A 16,035-nucleotide genomic window follows, 5' to 3' on the forward strand; every position below is an offset into this window, starting at 1 on the left:
ATGGAATCAATCAGCGCCCAACCACGCAACCTATTTAATAGGTCCTGAGCCTAGCGGCCGATTGCGGTGGTCGCCTCGGCGCGGGTCTGGAAGACGGTGCGCCAGACGAGTTCGCTCTTGAGCGTCTTGAAGAACGTCTCGACCATGGCGTCGTCGAAGCAGTTTGCCTTGCCCGACATCGAGACCAGGACGCCGTGCTTCCTCAGTTCCGCCTGGTCGTCGAGGGAGCAGTATTGGCTGCCGCGGTCCGCGTGGTGGATCAGCCCGGCGGCAGGACGCCGCACGGCAATGGCCCGGCGCAAGGCCGACAATGCCAGTTCCTTGGGGAGCCTGTCGCCGGTTGCCCAGCCGACGACACGCCGGGCGAAGAGGTCGATGACGACGGCCAGGTACAGCCAGCCCTCGCGCGTCCAGACGCAGGAGATATCAGCGCCCCATTTCTGGTTCGGGCCGGCCGCGGCGAAGTCCTGGTCGAGGAGGTTCGGGGCGACCGGAAAGGTATGCGGGCTGTCGGTGGCGCGCTTGAACCGCCGCTTCGGCGATTTCACGCTGGGTGCGGCCGCTCGTCTCAACCAGACGAACGGCCTCCGCCTCGAATTCCTTCCCCAGCCGGCGTTGCCGCTTGCCCATGAAATGCTCCTCCTTCCTTCAGAAGAGCTCTCCAGTTTGCCGGGACAAGTCCACTAGGCACTTGGCGGCCGAGGCAACGCGAAATCCTAGATCTCCTGCGCATCCAGCCGGCGGTAAAGCGGCAGCGCCAGCGGCGCGATGCGGCGAATCAGGCTTTGGAAGGGCTGTGCCTTCGGTGCCGAGAGCGGCAGGCCCAGCGTCTCCGGCGCCGTCCCTTGCGTCGCCTTCGCCAGTTCGCGGCCGAGCGAGATCGACAGCGCGACGGCGCGGCCGTTGCAGCCGACCCAGCCGAAGCCGTTCGGTCCGAGCTGGTGGATACGCGGGTAGCCCGGTACCTGCGGCTGCAGCAGGTTGTCGGGGGTCATCCCGACATAGCCGGACCAGACATAGTCGAATTCAACCTCGCCGAGCTGCGGCCAGAGCCGCTTGAGCCGCGCAGCGACCGTCGGGCGAAGGTTGGCGCCGGAGGGGCCCGGCAGAATCGCGGCGCCGCCGGTGACCAGACGGTTTCGCGCGTCCCAGCGGGCGAAATACAGCTCGCGATGCGTGTCCGACATCGCCTGCCGGGCGGGAATGACGGTCTTGGCAATGTTGTCGCTGACCGGCTTGGTCGCCATCTGCCAGGACAGGACGGGGATGACCTCACTCGCGATCTCCGGAGCAAGATTGCGCTCGAACTCGCCGGTGTAGGCATTGGTCGCCAACACGAGCGCGCGCGCGGTCACCGACCCCTTTGCCGTCGTCACCACCCAGCGGCCATTCTGGTGCGTCATGCTCACGGCGGGCGAGCGCGCATGGATGGTCGCTCCGAGCCTGAGCGCGACCTCGGCGAGGCCGCGGCTCAGGGCGAGCGGGTTGATATGGCCGCCGGTGCGGTTCCAGAAGCCGCCGAACCAGGCGTTCGAGCCGAGCATCTCCGCTGTTGCACCACGGTCGAGCAATTCGACCGGCGCGCCGATCGCCGACCATTCCCTGACGCGCTTTTCAGCCAACTTGAAGCGGCCGGGCGAATGCACCGGCTGGACCCAGCCCGCCTGCTCGGCTTCGGCTGGGATCTCGTATTTGCGCACAAGATCGAAGAGATACTGCGCACTGTCGCGCAGCACGGCGTTGAAGCGCTCGCCAGCCTCGCCATGTCGGGCGACCATTGCGGAAGGATCATGGCCGGCCAGCGTCGGAATGACCTGGCCGTTATTGCGCCCGGAAGCACCCCAGCCCGGTTCGGCGGCTTCCAGGATGGTAACGCCGACCCCGCTCTCGCGCAGATGGATCGCGGTCGACAGGCCGGTGAAGCCGGCGCCGATCACCACGACATCGCTATCAACTGCACCTTCAAGCGTCCCGAGCACGGGACCGGGCTGAGCCGTCGCTGCCCAGAGTGAGGGAGGCCAGGCGACGGAAGAGGGGGCGGTCATCAGCGGCGTCTTTCGGCTAGCGGCAAATCAACGAGCCTCCGCATCGCGGGAGCTCCCGCATCCTTGCCGCCATGACCGCCGCCCTGCAAGTAGGTCGTTCCCGGACATTCATCCGGCAGAGAATAACTGTCTATATTTCTTGACTGAAACGAACGGATTCTGCCGAACTTCGGCTTCTGTTCTCATTTCCTTGAAAGCTCTATTCTCCCGGCGCTATGTCTGCCGCGCAGTGGGGGCTGCTGGAATCGTCATCCCGGGGCGGTTGCGCCCCAACCTCCGTTCGGATGAACTCTCCTTCCGTTGGGTTCTGGTCATAAGGGGGCATCATGCCGCTCAAGCATATTCTCGGTCTCGACCATGTCGTGGTGACGGTTCGCGACCTCGACGCCTCGGCCCGGCAATGGCAGAGCCTCGGCTTCACCGTCTCACCGCGCGGCACGCATTCGCCCATTCTCGGCAGCGGCAACTACACGATCATGTTCGCAGACGACTATGTCGAGCTGCTCGGCATCCTCGCCGAGACCGAGCACAACAAGCCGACCCGCGACTTCCTCAAGGAGCGCGAAGGCATCGAGCGGGCCGCCTTCACCACCGATGACGCAGCCGCCGGTGCGGCCGAACTCGAAAGCCGCGGCCTCGAACCGCTCGGCCCGGTCCATTTCGGCCGTCCGGTCGACCTCCCGAATGGCGGCACGGGCGAGGCGAAGTTCAACGTGTTCCGCTGGCCGCTCGACGAGAACCCCGGCAGCCTGCGCATCTTCGCCTGCCAGCACCTGACGCGCGATACAGTGTGGATTCCCGAGCTGCAGAGCCACACCAACGGCGCGAGCCGCATCATCCGCGTCGAGGTGCTTGCCGCCGACCCGAAGGCTGCGGCCGAGCATCTGAGCCGGCTGATCGACGAGCCGGCGAGGCAACAGGACGATTCCTGGCTGGTGCCGTCCGGCGGCAAGCGCGCCGATTTCCTGTTCTACGACGCAGCCGGCCTCGCCCGGCGCTATCCGGATACGGTGCGGGTCGGCGCGGGGCCTGCCGGAGCCGTGGCGATCGTGCTGGCGAGCACGAATCTCGATGGCGCTGCCAAGGCGCTCGGCCCCGCCGGCGTCCGCCATGGCGCGGCGCTCAGCGTCCCCGCGGCCTCCGCCAATGGCCTGATCGTGAGCTTCCTGCCGCAGTAGTGCAGCTTTTCCCATTTCCGAGACCGGCCTCGCCGCATTGACGGGGCCTTGTGACGACAGCATCGTGCCTAGCCTGCACGCCGGCCCAAGGAGATCATCCATGGATATGACCCGCCGCGCCGCGCTGATGACCAGCGCCGCCATTGCCTCCAGCGTGCTGTTCCCTATGCGCTCCTTCGGCCAGGAAACGCCGCGCAAGGGCGGTGTCTTCACCGTCCACTACGGCGCCGAGCAGCGCCAGCTGAACCCCAGCCTCCAGGCCTCGACCGGCGTCTATATCATCGGCGGCAAGATCCAGGAGCAGCTGGTCGATCTCGACGCGAAGGGCCAGCCCGTTGGCGTGCTCGCCGAGAGCTGGGAGGCCGCGCCCGACGGCAGGACCATCACCTTCAAGCTGCGCCCCGGCGTGACCTGGCATGACGGCAAGCCCTTCACCTCCGCCGACGTGCAGTACACGGCGATGGAGATGTGGAAGAAGATCCTGAACTACGGCTCGACGCTGCAGCTCTTCCTCACCGCGGTCGACACGCCAGACCCGCTGACGGCGGTGTTCCGCTATGAGCGCCCGATGCCGCTCAATCTGTTGCTGCGCGCGCTGCCCGATCTCGGCTATGTCTCGCCGCGCCATCTCTACGAGGGCAAAGGCGACATCCGCCAGAACCCGGTCAATCTCGCGCCGGTCGGCACCGGCCCGTTCAAGTTCGTGCAGTATGAACGCGGCCAGCACGTCATCGCCGAGCGCAACCCGAACTACTGGCGCGCCAATGCGCCCTATCTCGATCGGATCGTCTGGCGCGTGGTCACCGACCGCGCCGCCGCCGCCGCCCAGATGGAGGCCGGGCAGATCCATTACAGCGGCTTCTCGGGCCTGACGATCTCGGACTCGGCCCGCCTCGGCAAGGACCCGCGCTTCATCGTCTCGACCAAGGGCAATGAGGGCAACGCCCGCACCAACACGATCGAGTTCAATTTCCGCCGCAAGGAACTCGCCGATATCCGCGTCAGGCGTGCCATCGCGCATGCGCTCGACATTCCGTTCTTCATCGAGAACTTCCTCGGCGACTTCGCCAAGCGCGGCACCGGGCCGATCCCCTCGGTCTCGGCCGACTTCTACCCGGCCGACAACGGCCCGCAGTATCCGTTCGACAAGAAGCTCGCCGCCAAGCTGCTCGACGAGGCCGGCTTCAAGCCCGGTGCGGGCGGGACGCGCTTCTCGCTGCGGCTGCTGCCGGCGCCCTGGGGCGAGGACGTTTCACTGTTCGCCACCTTCATCCAGCAGTCGCTCGCCGATGTCGGCATCAAGATCGACATCGTCCGCACCGATGGCGGCGGCTATCTGAAGCAGGTCTATGACGACCACGCCTTCGACCTTGCCACCGGCTGGCACCAGTACCGCAACGACCCGGCCGTCTCGACCACGGTGTGGTATCGCTCCGGCCAGCCCAAGGGGGCGCCCTGGACCAACCAGTGGGACTGGACCGACCCGACCATCGACAAGATTATCGACGATGCGGCAACCGAGGTCGATGCGGCCAAGCGCAAGGCGCTCTATGGCGACTTCGTGCGGCGCGCCAACACCGAGCTGCCGATCTGGACGCCGATCGAGCAGATCTTCCTGACCGCGATCACCGCCAAGGCCCGCAACCACTCCAACACGCCGCGCTGGGGCTCCTCTTCCTGGCACGATCTGTGGCTGGCGGAGTGACCTCTTCGCTCACCCCCGCAGCCGAACCCGGCCGATACCCATGCGTGTCCTGACTCTTGCGGGGCGGCGTCTTGCCGCCTCGATCCCGACCCTGATCCTGATCCTGATCGGGGTCTTCCTGCTGCTGCAGCTCGCGCCGGGCGATACGGTCGATGCGCTGATGGCGCAGATGGGCGGCGGCGATGCCGCAACCGCCAGGCAGCTGCGCGAGTTCTACGGGCTCGACCTCTCGGTCTGGGCCCAGCTCGGCAATTATCTCTGGCGGCTGGTCCGGCTCGATCTCGGCTTCTCCGCGATCTACGGCAAGCCGGTGGCGACGGTGATCGCCGAGCGGTTGCCAGCGACCATCCTGCTGATGACCGCCTCGCTCTCCTTCGCCTTCTTCTTCGGGCTGATCCTGGGCGTCGTCGCGGCGCGCGGCGTCAACAAATGGCCGGATACGCTGATCTCCACCCTAGGCCTGATGTTCTATGCGATGCCGACCTTCTGGTTCGGGCTGATGGCGATCGTCGTCTTCTCGATCTACCTGCAATGGCTACCGGCAGGCGGCTTCGAGGACATCACCGTCAGCTACACCGGCTTGCGGCGTACATTCGACATCGCCCTGCACCTCGTCCTGCCGACGCTGACGCTCGGCCTGTTCTACATGGCGATCTATCTGCGGATCATGCGCGGCTCGATGCTCGAGGTGCTCAATCTCGATTTCGTTCGCACCGCGCGTTCGAAGGGGATGGACGAGACGCGTGTCGTGGTGCGGCATGTGCTGCGCAACGCGCTCCTGCCGATGGTAACTCTGATCGGCCTGCAGGCCGGCACCATGCTCGGCGGCTCGGTCGTGGTTGAAAGCGTGTTCTCGCTGCCGGGGCTTGGACGCCTCGCCTATGAATCGGTGATCCAGCGCGACCTCAACACGCTGCTCGGCATCATCTTCGTCTCGGCGCTGCTGGTGATCGCGGTCAACTTCATCGTCGACCTGCTCTATGCCCGGCTCGATCCGCGCATCACGGCGGGGAATTGAGCCATGGACCTGTTGAAGCTCTATTTCCGCAGCCCCGCCGCCGTCATCGGCCTCCTGCTGCTCATCCTCATCCTCGCCATGGCCGCGAGCGCCGACTTGCTCTACCCGCGCGACCCGCTGGCACTTGCCGGGCGGCCCCTGATCTGGCCGTTCAGCAATCCGCGTTTCCTGCTCGGCACCGACAATTCCGGCCGCGACATCGCCGCCCAGATCTTCCATGGCGCGCGCATCTCGCTGCTGATCGGCGGCGTCGCGACGGTGATCTCGGTGATGATCGGCATCACGATCGGCGCTCTCGCCGGATATTACGGAAGCTGGGTCGACACTGCGCTGATGCGCGTCACCGAGGCGTTCCAGACCCTGCCGAACTTCCTGCTGCTGCTGGTGCTGGTGGCGGTCTTCGGTTCGACCATCACCACCGTGACGGTCGCGATCGGCATCGTCTCCTGGCCGGCCTCGGCGCGGTTGACGCGGGCCGAGTTCCTCTCGCTGCGCAATCGTGAATTCGTGCAGGCCGGGCGCACGCTCGGCCTCAAGGATGCCCGGCTGATCTTCGGCGAGATCCTGCCGAACGCGCTGCCGCCGGTGATCGTCTATGCCAGCGTCGTGATGGCGATCGCGATCCTGCTCGAAAGCGCGCTCGCCTTCCTCAAGCTCTCCGACCCGAACGTCGCCTCCTGGGGCAATCTGATCGGCGCCGGCCGCGACGTGCTGCGCGTGCAATGGTATGTCTCGGCCATTCCCGGCATCGCCATCCTCATCACCGTGCTCGCCGTCTCGCTGGTCGGGCAAGGGCTCAATGACGCCCTCAATCCGAGGCTGAAGAGCCGATGAGCCCGATCCTCGTCCTCGACGATGTCAGCGTGAAGCTGCCGGCTGGTGGCGACCGCTCGCACGCCATGGCCCACGTCTCGCTCGCACTGGCGGCGAATGAGATCCTCTGCGTCGTCGGCGAATCCGGCTCGGGTAAGTCGATGACGGCCAACGCCATTATGCGGCTCCTGCCTGGCGGGGTCACCATCGACGGCGGCCGCATTCTGTTCGAGGGACGCGATCTCTGCGCGCTCGGCGAGGCCGAGATGCGCAGGGTGCGCGGCGCTGGCATCGCCATGATCTTCCAGGAGCCGATGACGGCGCTCAATCCGCTGCGCAGCATCGGCGACCAGATCGGTGAGATGTTCGAGCTGCACACTGAATTGTCGGCGGCCGAGATCAAGGCCCGCACGCTCGCGCTGCTCGAGGAAGTGCGCATCCCCGATCCGGCGCTCGCCTTCAAGGCCTATCCGCACGAGCTCTCGGGTGGGCAGCGTCAGCGCGCCATGATCGCGATGGCACTCGCGCTCGATCCAAAGGTGCTCATCGCCGACGAGCCGACGACGGCGCTCGACGTCACCACCCAGGCGCAGATCCTCAAGCTCATCCGCGACCTGCAGCGCCGCAAGGGAACGGCTGTCCTGTTCATCACCCATGATTTCGGTGTGGTCGCCGAGATCGCCGACCGCGTTGCGGTGATGAGCAAGGGCCAGGTCGTCGAAGCTGGCGAGACCGCGGCCGTGCTCGGCAACCCGCAGCACGCCTATACCAGGCAACTGATCGCCGCGGTGCCGCCGCTCAACGCACCGCCCGGGCGGACGCTGTCCACCGAGCCGATCCTGACGATGGAGCATGTCTCGAAGACTTATCGCACCGGCGGCTTCCTCGGCCGCGGCCAGCGCGTCACCCATGCGGTCAAGGATGTCTCGCTGGTCCTGCCCAAAGGCGCGACGCTCGGCATCGTCGGCGAGTCCGGCTCGGGCAAGTCGACGCTGGCGCGCTGCCTCGTTCGCTTGATCGATCCCGAAAGCGGCGAGATCCGCCTGAACGGCATCGACCTCGCCAGCCTGAGCCGCGAGGAGATGCGCTCGGCAACGCGCCATATCCAGATGGTGTTCCAGGACCCGTTCGCCTCGCTGAATCCGCGCCGCAAGGCCGGCGAAGCAGTGGCGCAGGGGCTGATCGTGCATGGCATGGCACGGCCGCAGGCTCTGATCCGGGCGAAGGAACTGTTCGGGCTGGTCGGGCTCGACCCGGCGGCGACCGAACGCTACCCGCACGAATTCTCGGGCGGCCAGCGCCAGCGCATCGGCCTCGCCCGGGCGCTGGCGCTGGAGCCGGCGGTGCTGGTCGCCGACGAGCCGGTCTCGGCGCTCGACGTGTCGGTGCAGGCGCAGGTGCTGAAGCTGCTGGGCGACCTGCGCGAGCGCCTGGGCTTGTCGATCGTCTTCATCACGCATGACCTTCGCGTCGCGGCGCAGGTCTGCGATCTCGTCGCGGTGATGAAGAGCGGCGAGGTGGTGGAGTCAGGGCCGATCGGCACGGTCTTTGGCCAGCCGCAGCACGCCTATACCCAGGCACTGCTCGCCTCGATTCCGGGCCGTGAATTCGGAGCGAAACAGGGACTCGCTCAAAAGGCAGTGCTTTGATCTACCCGCGGCGAGCACGGTTCGCAGAGAACCGGGGGGTTCTGTCGCAAACTTCTGATCAAGGTTCGCTGTAGCATGACGACGGCTGCGTTTTCGGGAGCTGTTCCAGGTTCAAAGGCCGCCATTTTGACCGCTCGGCGATCCTGCTGTGCGTCCGCTGGTACCTGGCCTACAGCCTGAGTCTGCGCGACCTGGAGGAGATGCTGGCCGAACGCGGGATCAGCGTCGACCGTTCGACGATCCATCGCTGGGTCGTGCACCTTTCGCCGCGGCTGCTCGAGCGCTTCAACCGGCGCAAGCGCGCCGTCACCGGCAAATGGCATGTCGACGAAACCTACATCAAGGCCCGGGGTCGCTGGATGTATCAGTACCGCGCCATCGTCAGCCTCGGTGACACGGTGGAGTTCTGGTTCAGCGAACACTGCGACCTGCCGGCGGCTAAACGCGTTCTGCGCAAGGCGCTCGCGCGCCATGCCCGGCCTGATCGTATCGTGATTGATGGCAGCCAGACCAACCGGGAGGCAAACATCGCCTGTGACACCGAAAGCCGGCTGCGGGATCGGTCTCGACGACCGCTGAAGTGGATCGGGATCCGGCAGAGTCAATACCTCAACAACCGGATCGAGCAGGATCATCGGCGGATCAAGCGACGGGCTCGGCCAATGCTGGAGTTCAAGTCGTTTGGCTCAGCGACGATCACGCTGGCGGGCATCGAGATGGTTCACATGATGCGCAAGCGCCAAGGACGCTTAGCCTTGAATCCCACTCCGACGCTGAAGGAACAGTTCGAGGCCGTCGCTGCCTGAAGATCGTCTTCTCCGGCCCGATACGAAATTTGCGACAGAACCGAAATAAGCGGGATCGACCTCCCGCATGAAGCAGGGCGGCGAGGCATAGCCGCGCGGCTCCTCGTCGTCACACCGATCATCATTCCTCCGTCTGCGTCGCCACGACCCGCCAGAGATCATCCGGCACGGCCGGGTTGCGCGCGAACGTCCAGATGCCGACGTTGCGTAACGGTGTCGAGACATTGCGGAAGAACAGGCTCACGGGGCGGCGCGGCAGCTTGAAGGATTCGCTGGTGAAACGGATCGACACCTCCATCCGCTCCTCTTCCACTCGGGCTTCGACAATCTCGGGCTCGATACGCGAGAACAAGGTTTCAACCATCTCTTCCCCGGCCTCCTCGCGCTCGCCGATGGTCTTGCTGAAGGCATCGTAGACCTCGGGCGAGAGCCAGCGGCTCAAGGCATCCCGATCCCCGGCGTCGAAGGCTGAAACGACCGCTTCATAAGTGGCGAGCGCCTTTCCGACGAAAGCCTCGACCGATGTCGTGCCGTCTCGCTGCAAGATCTCGCGCATCGCGGCGGCTGTGCGCGAGGCGATCGCGGACAGGGCAGGCAGCTTGGGTTTCCGTGTCGCCTGATCGTCTGCAGCTTGCTCCGTCGGCTCCAGGTTCCCGGCCTGCCCGAGCGAGGTTAATTGCTGTGTGAACCAGACGAGGTTCCAGTAGACGCAGAACAGCCAGAAGAGCGTGGTCAGCCCGGTGCTGTCGGTTTCATGCGGCATGATGACCTCCCTGTCCTAGTTCCGTTCCGCTTCCCGGCGCTTCAGGCCTCATGCTCCGTGCCGACGATGCGCGGCAGCGTCTCGAACTGATGGAAAGGCGGCGGCGAGGACAGGGTCCATTCCAGCGTCGTCGCACCTTCGCCCCATGGATTGTCGCCCGCCGGACGCTTGCGCCAGAACGCCTCTCCGACCATCGCGAAGAAGACCAGCAGGCTCGCCGCCGAGATATAGGAGCCGATCGAGGAGATGAAATTCCAGCCTGCGTAGGCATCCGGATAATCGGCGTAATGGCGCGGCATCCCGGCGAGCCCAAGGAAATGCTGTGGGAAGAACACCATGTTCACGCCGACGAACATCATGACGAAATGCAGCCGCCCCAGCCCTTCGTTGGTCAGGTAGCCGCTCATCTTCGGGAACCAGTAGTAGAAGCCCGCGAAGATGCCGAACACCGCGCCGAGCGACAGCACGTAGTGAAAATGGGCAATGACGTAATAGGTGTTGTGCAGGACGCGGTCGATGCCGACATTGGCCAGCACCACGCCGGTGACGCCGCCGATGGTGAACAGGATGATGAAGCCCATCGCCCAGAGCATCGGAACGCGGAAGCTGATCGAGCCGCCCCACATCGTCGCGAGCCAGGAGAAGATCTTGATGCCGGTCGGCACCGCGATCACCATCGAGGCGAAGGCGAAATAGCGCTGCGTGTTGAGCGACAGGCCAGCGGTATACATGTGGTGCGCCCAGACGATGAAGCCGATCAGGCCAATCGCGACGATGGCATAGGCCATGCCGAGATAGCCGAAGATCGGCTTCTTCGAGAAAGTCGAGACGACATGGCTGACGATGCCGAAGGCCGGCAGGATCATGATGTAGACTTCAGGGTGCCCGAAGAACCAGAACAGGTGCTGGTACAGGATCGGATCGCCGCCGCCAGCCGGATCGAAGAAGGTCGTGCCGAAATTGCGGTCGGTCAGTAGCATGGTGATCGCACCCGCCAAAACGGGGAGCGCGAAGAGCAGCATGAAGGCGGTTACGAGCATGGCCCAGGCGAAGAGCGGCATCCTATGCAGGGTCATGCCGGGCGCGCGCATGTTCAGGATCGTGGTGATGAAGTTGATCGCGCCCAGGATCGAGGCGGCACCGGCAAGGTGCAGCGACAGGATGCCGAAATCGACCGACGGGCCGGGATGGCCGGCCGTGGAGAACGGCGGATAGACCGTCCAGCCCGTGCCGACGCCCTTGGCGCCCGGCGCACCCTCGACGAACATAGAGATGATCATCAGGATGAAGGCGGCGACCGTCAGCCAGAACGAGATGTTGTTCATGCGCGGGAAGGCCATGTCCGGCGCGCCGATCATCAGCGGCACCATCCAGTTGCCGAAACCACCGATGAGTGCCGGCATGATCACGAAGAAGATCATAATCAGGCCGTGAGCGCTGACGAACACGTTGAACACTGCGGCGCTGGAGAAGATCTGCATGCCGGGCTGCTGAAGTTCCATCCGCATGGCGACCGACAGAGCCGTGCCCAGCACCCCGGCGCAGCAGGAGAAGATCAGGTAGAGCGTGCCGATGTCCTTGTGGTTGGTCGACAGGAACCAGCGGGTCAAAAAGCCGGGCCTGTGGTCGGCGGTTTCGACGTGAGCTGTCATCTCATTCTCCCTACGAGGCGCAGTGGCTCGGCCCGTGTCGCGGCCAGATCTCCCGGCTGCGGCGCCGCTTCCCGGTCGGTGCGGCTACGGCGGACGAGCACGATCTCCGCGATGACCGACAATGCGATTTCTTCAGGCGTGCGAGCGCCCAGGGCGAGCCCGGCCGGGGCGCGGATTCGGTCGAGCGCCTGGCGGTCGAAGCCAGCCTTGCGCAGATGGGCCAGCACCAGCCCGGCACGCTTGCGGCTAGCGATCAACGCGATATGGCCGACCTCGCTCGAAAGCAGACGGCGAAGCGATTCATGGTCGCCGCGGTGCTGCGTCGCGACGACCGCGAAATCACCAGCGGCCGGCGTCACGGCCGTATAGTCGGGATCGTCGGCGATGATGTGGGCGGCCTCGGGAAACCGTTCCGCAACGGCCGCAGTGTCATCGACGATGACCGTGAACCCCAATAGGGCGCCGAAGTGGCACAGGCACTCGGCGACGCGGCCATGCCCCAGTATCCAGAGCGCAGGTCGCGGCAGGACTGGCTCGACATAGACCCGCATCCGGCCGCCACAAGGCATGCCCGCGCCGAGCACCTCGCTGTCGAGATCGACCTCGACGAGTTGCGGTACACCGGTCGCACAGGCTTCGACCGCGGCATGGGCGACCGTGGATTCGGCGCAGCCGCCGCCAACCCACCCGGCGATGACTTCGCCCTGGACATCGAACAGCGCCTTCGCGCCAGCGCGGCCTGCGCTGGAGCCTTGCGCTTCGACGACGACACCGAGCGCGAACGCACGGCCGGCAGCAGATAGTTCGGCGGCCAGCTGGAGGATATCCGTTCCGGTAAAATCGGCGGGGCGCACGCCCATGGCATCCTATCCCAGAAGACTGGGGCCGCCATGCTCAGGGGATCCTGCCGATCAGCTGCTCCGCATGGACGATGGCGGTGCCCAACTCCGCCATCTTGCGCTTTTAGAAAAAGCGAACAATCGAATTTAATGGCGGCTTGAATGCAGAAATAATGCTACAAAGACCTTGGAGGCGCTGCGCATGGATATCGAGCTGGCCCGAACCTTCCTGGAGATCGTGCGGATGCGCAGCTTCGTGCGCGCCGCCGAGCAGCTCAATGTCAGCCAGACCGCTGTCAGCGCACGCGTCAAGGCGCTCGAAGCCCAGCTCGGGAGACCGTTATTCATCCGCAACAAGAACGGTGCATCGCTGACGTCCGCGGGCGAGCAGTTCCTGCGTTACGCGCCGATGTTCGTGCAGCTCTGGCAGCGGGCGCGGCACCAGGTTGCCGTTCCTCCGGGGCGACGGGCGATGCTGAGCATCGGCGGCGAGCTCAGCCTCTGGCACCCCTGGCTGATGGACTGGCTGCGCTGGATGCGCCGGGCCGCGCCCGACATCGCGCTGCGCGTCGAGGTCGGCCTGCCCGAAAGCCTGACCCATCAGGTTTCGACCGGCGCACTCGACATCGCCGTGATGTATCAACCGCAGCACCGGCCGGGCGCGCGCGTCGAACTGCTGCTCGAGGAGAAGCTGGTGCTGGTCTCGACCACCGCCGACACCGAAACCGCAGGGGCGGACAACTACGTCTTTGTCGACTGGGGCCCGGACTTCGCCCAGCATCACGAACTCAGCTTCCCAGAGGAGAACAACCCCGGCCTGTTCGTCAGCCTGGGACCGCTCGCCCTGGGCTATATCCTCGAGGTCGGCGGCTCGGGCTATTTCCGCCAGCGGATCGTCGCGCCACACATCGCGGCCGGCCGGCTGCATCTCGTCGCGGATGCGCCGAGTTTCCTCTACCCGATCTATGCAGTCTGCTCGGCACGGGCCGATGACGAACTGGTCAGCCTCGCCCTTGCCGGGTTGCGCAACATTGCCGCGGCAGATGCGGTGAAGACGGTGTGATTCCAGGCCTTCGATAGCGATGCGCCGATCGAGAACGTGACCTACCCGATCTCGCCAAGCAGGATGTCGGGATTGCCGACGGCAGAGTAGCCACCCGGATAAGGCACGAGGTGCGCCTCGCCGCAACAGCCGCCGGATTGAGGGAACAGTACGGGGCTGTGACCGGCGATGATCCTGGCGACGAGTTCCCAGGCAGCGAGATCATCGCCACTCGGATTACACTCACGCGGCGATAGAATCCTTCTCGGTTGCAGCGTCGCCTCAGCGGCGGCAAGATCGCAAGAGTTTCGCCTCTGGACTATCGATGCGCATCGCCGTGCTCGCCGACATTCATGCCAATCGTGAGGCGCTCGATGCCGTCCGGGCTGCTGTCGCTGCGGAGGCTCCGGACGCGATCGTCATCGCGGGCGACATCGTCGGCTATGGGCCGGATCCAGCCTATGCGGTGGAGGTCGCGGCACAGTACGCGGCGGGCGGTGCGCAGGTCGTGCTGGGCAACCACGATCAGGCGGTCCGGCAGGAGGACCACGGAATGACGGAGGCCGCTCGCGACGCCATCCATTGGACGCGTGACCAGCTTTCGGGAGAACATCGTGCCTTCCTCGCAGGACTGCCTCTCACGGTCGCGGACGAGGACCGCCTCTATGTTCATGCGAGCGCCGATGCACCCGGCCGCTGGCACTACGTCCGGGATGCGCAAGCGGCAGCCCGCTCCTTCGATGCCACGGGAGCGCATCTCATCATCTGCGGCCACACCCATGTCCCGGCCATGTTCTATGCTCGTGTCGGCCACCCGCCCGTCGCGTTTCGCCCGCTCGACGACCAGCCCGCGCCGTTGATCGCGACGCGCAGGCACCTTGTGGTCGCCGGCTCCGTCGGGCAGCCCCGCGACGGCAATTCGGCCGCCTGCTTCGCTCTCATCGACTTGGAGCAGCGATGCGTCACCATGCGGCGCGTTCCCTATGATGCCGAGAGGACTGCCCGCAAGGTGCTGGCGGCGGGGCTGCCGCCGGCTCTCGCGACGCGGCTCGTTTCCGGACGGTGAACGGAATGCGCTTCGACGAAGGGCAGGTAATCGACGGCTTCACGCTGGAATCGCGAATGCCTTCCGGCGGCATGGCTTCGCTCTGGCGGGCGCGTCATCCGGATGTGGAAGTTCCCGTCGTCCTCAAGATCCCCTTTCTCGGTCCCGGCCAGGATGTCTCGACCGTTATCGGCTACGAGGTCGAGGAACTGATCCTGAAGCGCCTGTCGGGGCCGCATGTTCCCCGCTACATCGGCTCCGGCGACCTGGCGCATACGCCCTACATCGCGATGGAGTTCGTCGAAGGCGAAAGCCTCGCGCGTATCGCCAAGAATGCGCCACTCTCGCCCGAGGAGGTCGCGCGCATTGGCGCTGAGGTGGCGGCGGCCCTAACCAGCCTGCATCAGCAACGGGTCGCACATCTCGACCTGAAGCCCGAGAACATCATCCTCGCCGCCCGCGGCGCGGTGCTGCTTGATTTCGGCCTCTCCCGCCATGCCGCTCTGCCGGACCTGCTTTCGGAGGAAAGCAATGCCCCAATGGGCTCCGCCGCCTATATCGCCCCCGAGCAGGTGCTGGGCGACCGGTCCGACCCTGCGAGCGACATCTTTGCCCTGGGAGGCATCCTGTATCTGCTCGCTACCGGCGAACCGCCCTTCGACTGGCCCTCGACGCGGGCGGGCATGAAAAGAAGACTCTATCATGCGCCGCAGCCGCCCTCTGCCCGCAACCCGAAGGTGCCGGCCTGGCTGGAGACGATCATCCTAAAATGCCTCGAGGTCGATCGCGAGCGCCGTTACGCCGATGCCGCGCGCGTTGCTTTCGACCTGCGCAACCCTGAGCAGGTGGTGATCGTCGAGCCCCGGCCAACACGCCGGTGGTGGGACTGGCTCCTCGCTGCTTTCCAGAAGCGCGATGACCATCTGCTCACCGGCACCTCGACAGCCAGTCGGCGGGAGGCCGGTCCGGCGCTCATCCTGGCGGCCGTCGACCTCGCCGACGGGACCGACCCTCTGGCCGACGCCGTGCTCGCCGAGACCGGGCGTCTTTTGGCAGCCCGCGCCGATTCACGCCTCGCTTGCCTGACCGTCCTGAAGACCGAAATTCTCCGGGAGGACATCATGGCGGATAGCGCTGGCCGCTCCGTCTACATCAAGCGGCTGGTTGCGCTGAAGGCCTGGGCTCGTCGGCTCGGGCTCGCCGAGGAGCGGGTCAGTTACCACGTCGTGCAGGCGGTGAGCGCCGCCGAGGCGATCCTGCACTACGCGGCGCATAATCAGATCGGCCACATCGTCCTCGGTGCGCGCGGCGCTTCCGCCCTGCGCCGCCATCTTGGCAGCGTCTCGTCCAAGGTCGTGGCCGAGGCCGGTTGTTCGGTCACCGTGGTGCGATGCGGAGCCTCCGCGGACCAGGCATAGTCCCGACGTGGACTTGTCCCGGCAAACTGGAGAGCTCTTCTGAAGGAAGGAGGAGCATTTCA

General features: G+C 65.6%; 14 protein-coding genes and 1 pseudogene. 9 read left to right on the plus strand and 6 right to left on the minus strand.

Going from position 1 to position 16,035, the window contains the following annotated elements:
* Nucleotides 1-59 precede the first annotated feature (59 nt).
* Nucleotides 60-545: pseudogene (locus tag Q0Q02_RS20100) on the minus strand (IS3 family transposase); the annotation flags it as partial.
* Between the two features lie 171 nt (nucleotides 546-716).
* Nucleotides 717-2,045 carry an FAD-binding oxidoreductase gene (locus Q0Q02_RS20105; protein WP_293812119.1) on the minus strand — a complete coding sequence of 443 codons (1,329 nt, stop codon included), beginning with the start codon at nucleotides 2,043-2,045 and terminating at the stop codon, nucleotides 717-719.
* A 326-nt stretch (nucleotides 2,046-2,371) separates the two neighbouring features.
* Between Q0Q02_RS20105 and Q0Q02_RS20110 the strand changes: the two genes are divergently transcribed.
* The 6 genes from Q0Q02_RS20110 to Q0Q02_RS20135 all read left to right on the plus strand — a co-directional run bounded on the left by Q0Q02_RS20110 (nucleotide 2,372) and on the right by Q0Q02_RS20135 (nucleotide 9,214).
* A complete protein-coding gene (locus tag Q0Q02_RS20110) occupies nucleotides 2,372-3,223 on the plus strand; it encodes a VOC family protein (protein ID WP_293812121.1) in 852 nt (283 codons plus the stop codon).
* A gap of 100 nt (nucleotides 3,224-3,323) precedes the next feature.
* Nucleotides 3,324-4,928: an ABC transporter substrate-binding protein gene (locus tag Q0Q02_RS20115; protein ID WP_293812123.1), complete on the plus strand. Its 1,605-nt coding sequence runs from the start codon at nucleotides 3,324-3,326 to the stop codon at nucleotides 4,926-4,928.
* Between the two features lie 40 nt (nucleotides 4,929-4,968).
* Entirely contained in the window at nucleotides 4,969-5,946 is a 978-nt protein-coding gene (locus Q0Q02_RS20120; protein ID WP_293812125.1) for an ABC transporter permease, read from the plus strand.
* 3 nt (nucleotides 5,947-5,949) lie between these two features.
* Nucleotides 5,950-6,780: an ABC transporter permease gene (locus tag Q0Q02_RS20125; protein ID WP_293812127.1), complete on the plus strand. Its 831-nt coding sequence runs from the start codon at nucleotides 5,950-5,952 to the stop codon at nucleotides 6,778-6,780.
* On the plus strand, nucleotides 6,777-8,408 hold the full coding sequence (locus Q0Q02_RS20130; protein WP_293812129.1) for an ABC transporter ATP-binding protein: 1,632 nt from the start codon (nucleotides 6,777-6,779) through the stop codon (nucleotides 8,406-8,408). The genes Q0Q02_RS20125 and Q0Q02_RS20130 overlap by 4 nt, the downstream gene beginning before the upstream one ends.
* A 140-nt stretch (nucleotides 8,409-8,548) precedes the next feature.
* Entirely contained in the window at nucleotides 8,549-9,214 is a 666-nt protein-coding gene (locus tag Q0Q02_RS20135) for an IS6 family transposase (protein ID WP_293812139.1), read from the plus strand.
* Nucleotides 9,215-9,335: 121 nt separating this feature from the next.
* Here Q0Q02_RS20135 and Q0Q02_RS20140 read toward each other — a convergent pair whose 3' ends face one another.
* From Q0Q02_RS20140 to Q0Q02_RS20150, 3 genes are read right to left on the minus strand one after another with little or no spacing between them, the layout of a single operon-like run.
* Complete coding sequence (locus tag Q0Q02_RS20140) at nucleotides 9,336-9,977, minus strand: Tim44/TimA family putative adaptor protein (protein WP_293812131.1); 642 nt, start codon at nucleotides 9,975-9,977, stop codon at nucleotides 9,336-9,338.
* A gap of 41 nt (nucleotides 9,978-10,018) precedes the next feature.
* Complete coding sequence (gene ctaD, locus Q0Q02_RS20145) at nucleotides 10,019-11,629, minus strand: cytochrome c oxidase subunit I (RefSeq protein ID WP_293812133.1); 1,611 nt, start codon at nucleotides 11,627-11,629, stop codon at nucleotides 10,019-10,021.
* Nucleotides 11,626-12,489, minus strand: a complete 864-nt coding sequence (locus Q0Q02_RS20150; protein WP_293812135.1) for an XdhC family protein — start codon at nucleotides 12,487-12,489, stop codon at nucleotides 11,626-11,628. The genes ctaD and Q0Q02_RS20150 overlap by 4 nt, the downstream gene beginning before the upstream one ends.
* A 181-nt stretch (nucleotides 12,490-12,670) precedes the next feature.
* Between Q0Q02_RS20150 and Q0Q02_RS20155 the strand changes: the two genes are divergently transcribed.
* A complete protein-coding gene (locus Q0Q02_RS20155; protein ID WP_293812141.1) occupies nucleotides 12,671-13,531 on the plus strand; it encodes a LysR family transcriptional regulator in 861 nt (286 codons plus the stop codon).
* A 41-nt stretch (nucleotides 13,532-13,572) separates the two neighbouring features.
* Here Q0Q02_RS20155 and Q0Q02_RS23845 read toward each other — a convergent pair whose 3' ends face one another.
* On the minus strand, nucleotides 13,573-13,833 hold the full coding sequence (locus tag Q0Q02_RS23845) for a DUF779 domain-containing protein (protein ID WP_367275049.1): 261 nt from the start codon (nucleotides 13,831-13,833) through the stop codon (nucleotides 13,573-13,575).
* Nucleotides 13,834-13,835: 2 nt separating this feature from the next.
* Here Q0Q02_RS23845 and Q0Q02_RS20160 point away from each other — a divergent pair, with 2 nt between their 5' ends.
* Both Q0Q02_RS20160 and Q0Q02_RS20165 read left to right on the plus strand, forming a co-directional pair.
* Nucleotides 13,836-14,576, plus strand: a complete 741-nt coding sequence (locus Q0Q02_RS20160) for a metallophosphoesterase (protein ID WP_293812136.1) — start codon at nucleotides 13,836-13,838, stop codon at nucleotides 14,574-14,576.
* A gap of 5 nt (nucleotides 14,577-14,581) precedes the next feature.
* Nucleotides 14,582-15,973, plus strand: a complete 1,392-nt coding sequence (locus Q0Q02_RS20165; RefSeq protein ID WP_293812138.1) for a bifunctional serine/threonine-protein kinase/universal stress protein — start codon at nucleotides 14,582-14,584, stop codon at nucleotides 15,971-15,973.
* Nucleotides 15,974-16,035 lie beyond the last annotated feature (62 nt).

Source organism: uncultured Allobosea sp. (assembly GCF_945956895.1).
In the GTDB taxonomy this organism is placed as follows: Bacteria; Pseudomonadota; Alphaproteobacteria; order Rhizobiales; family Beijerinckiaceae; genus Allobosea.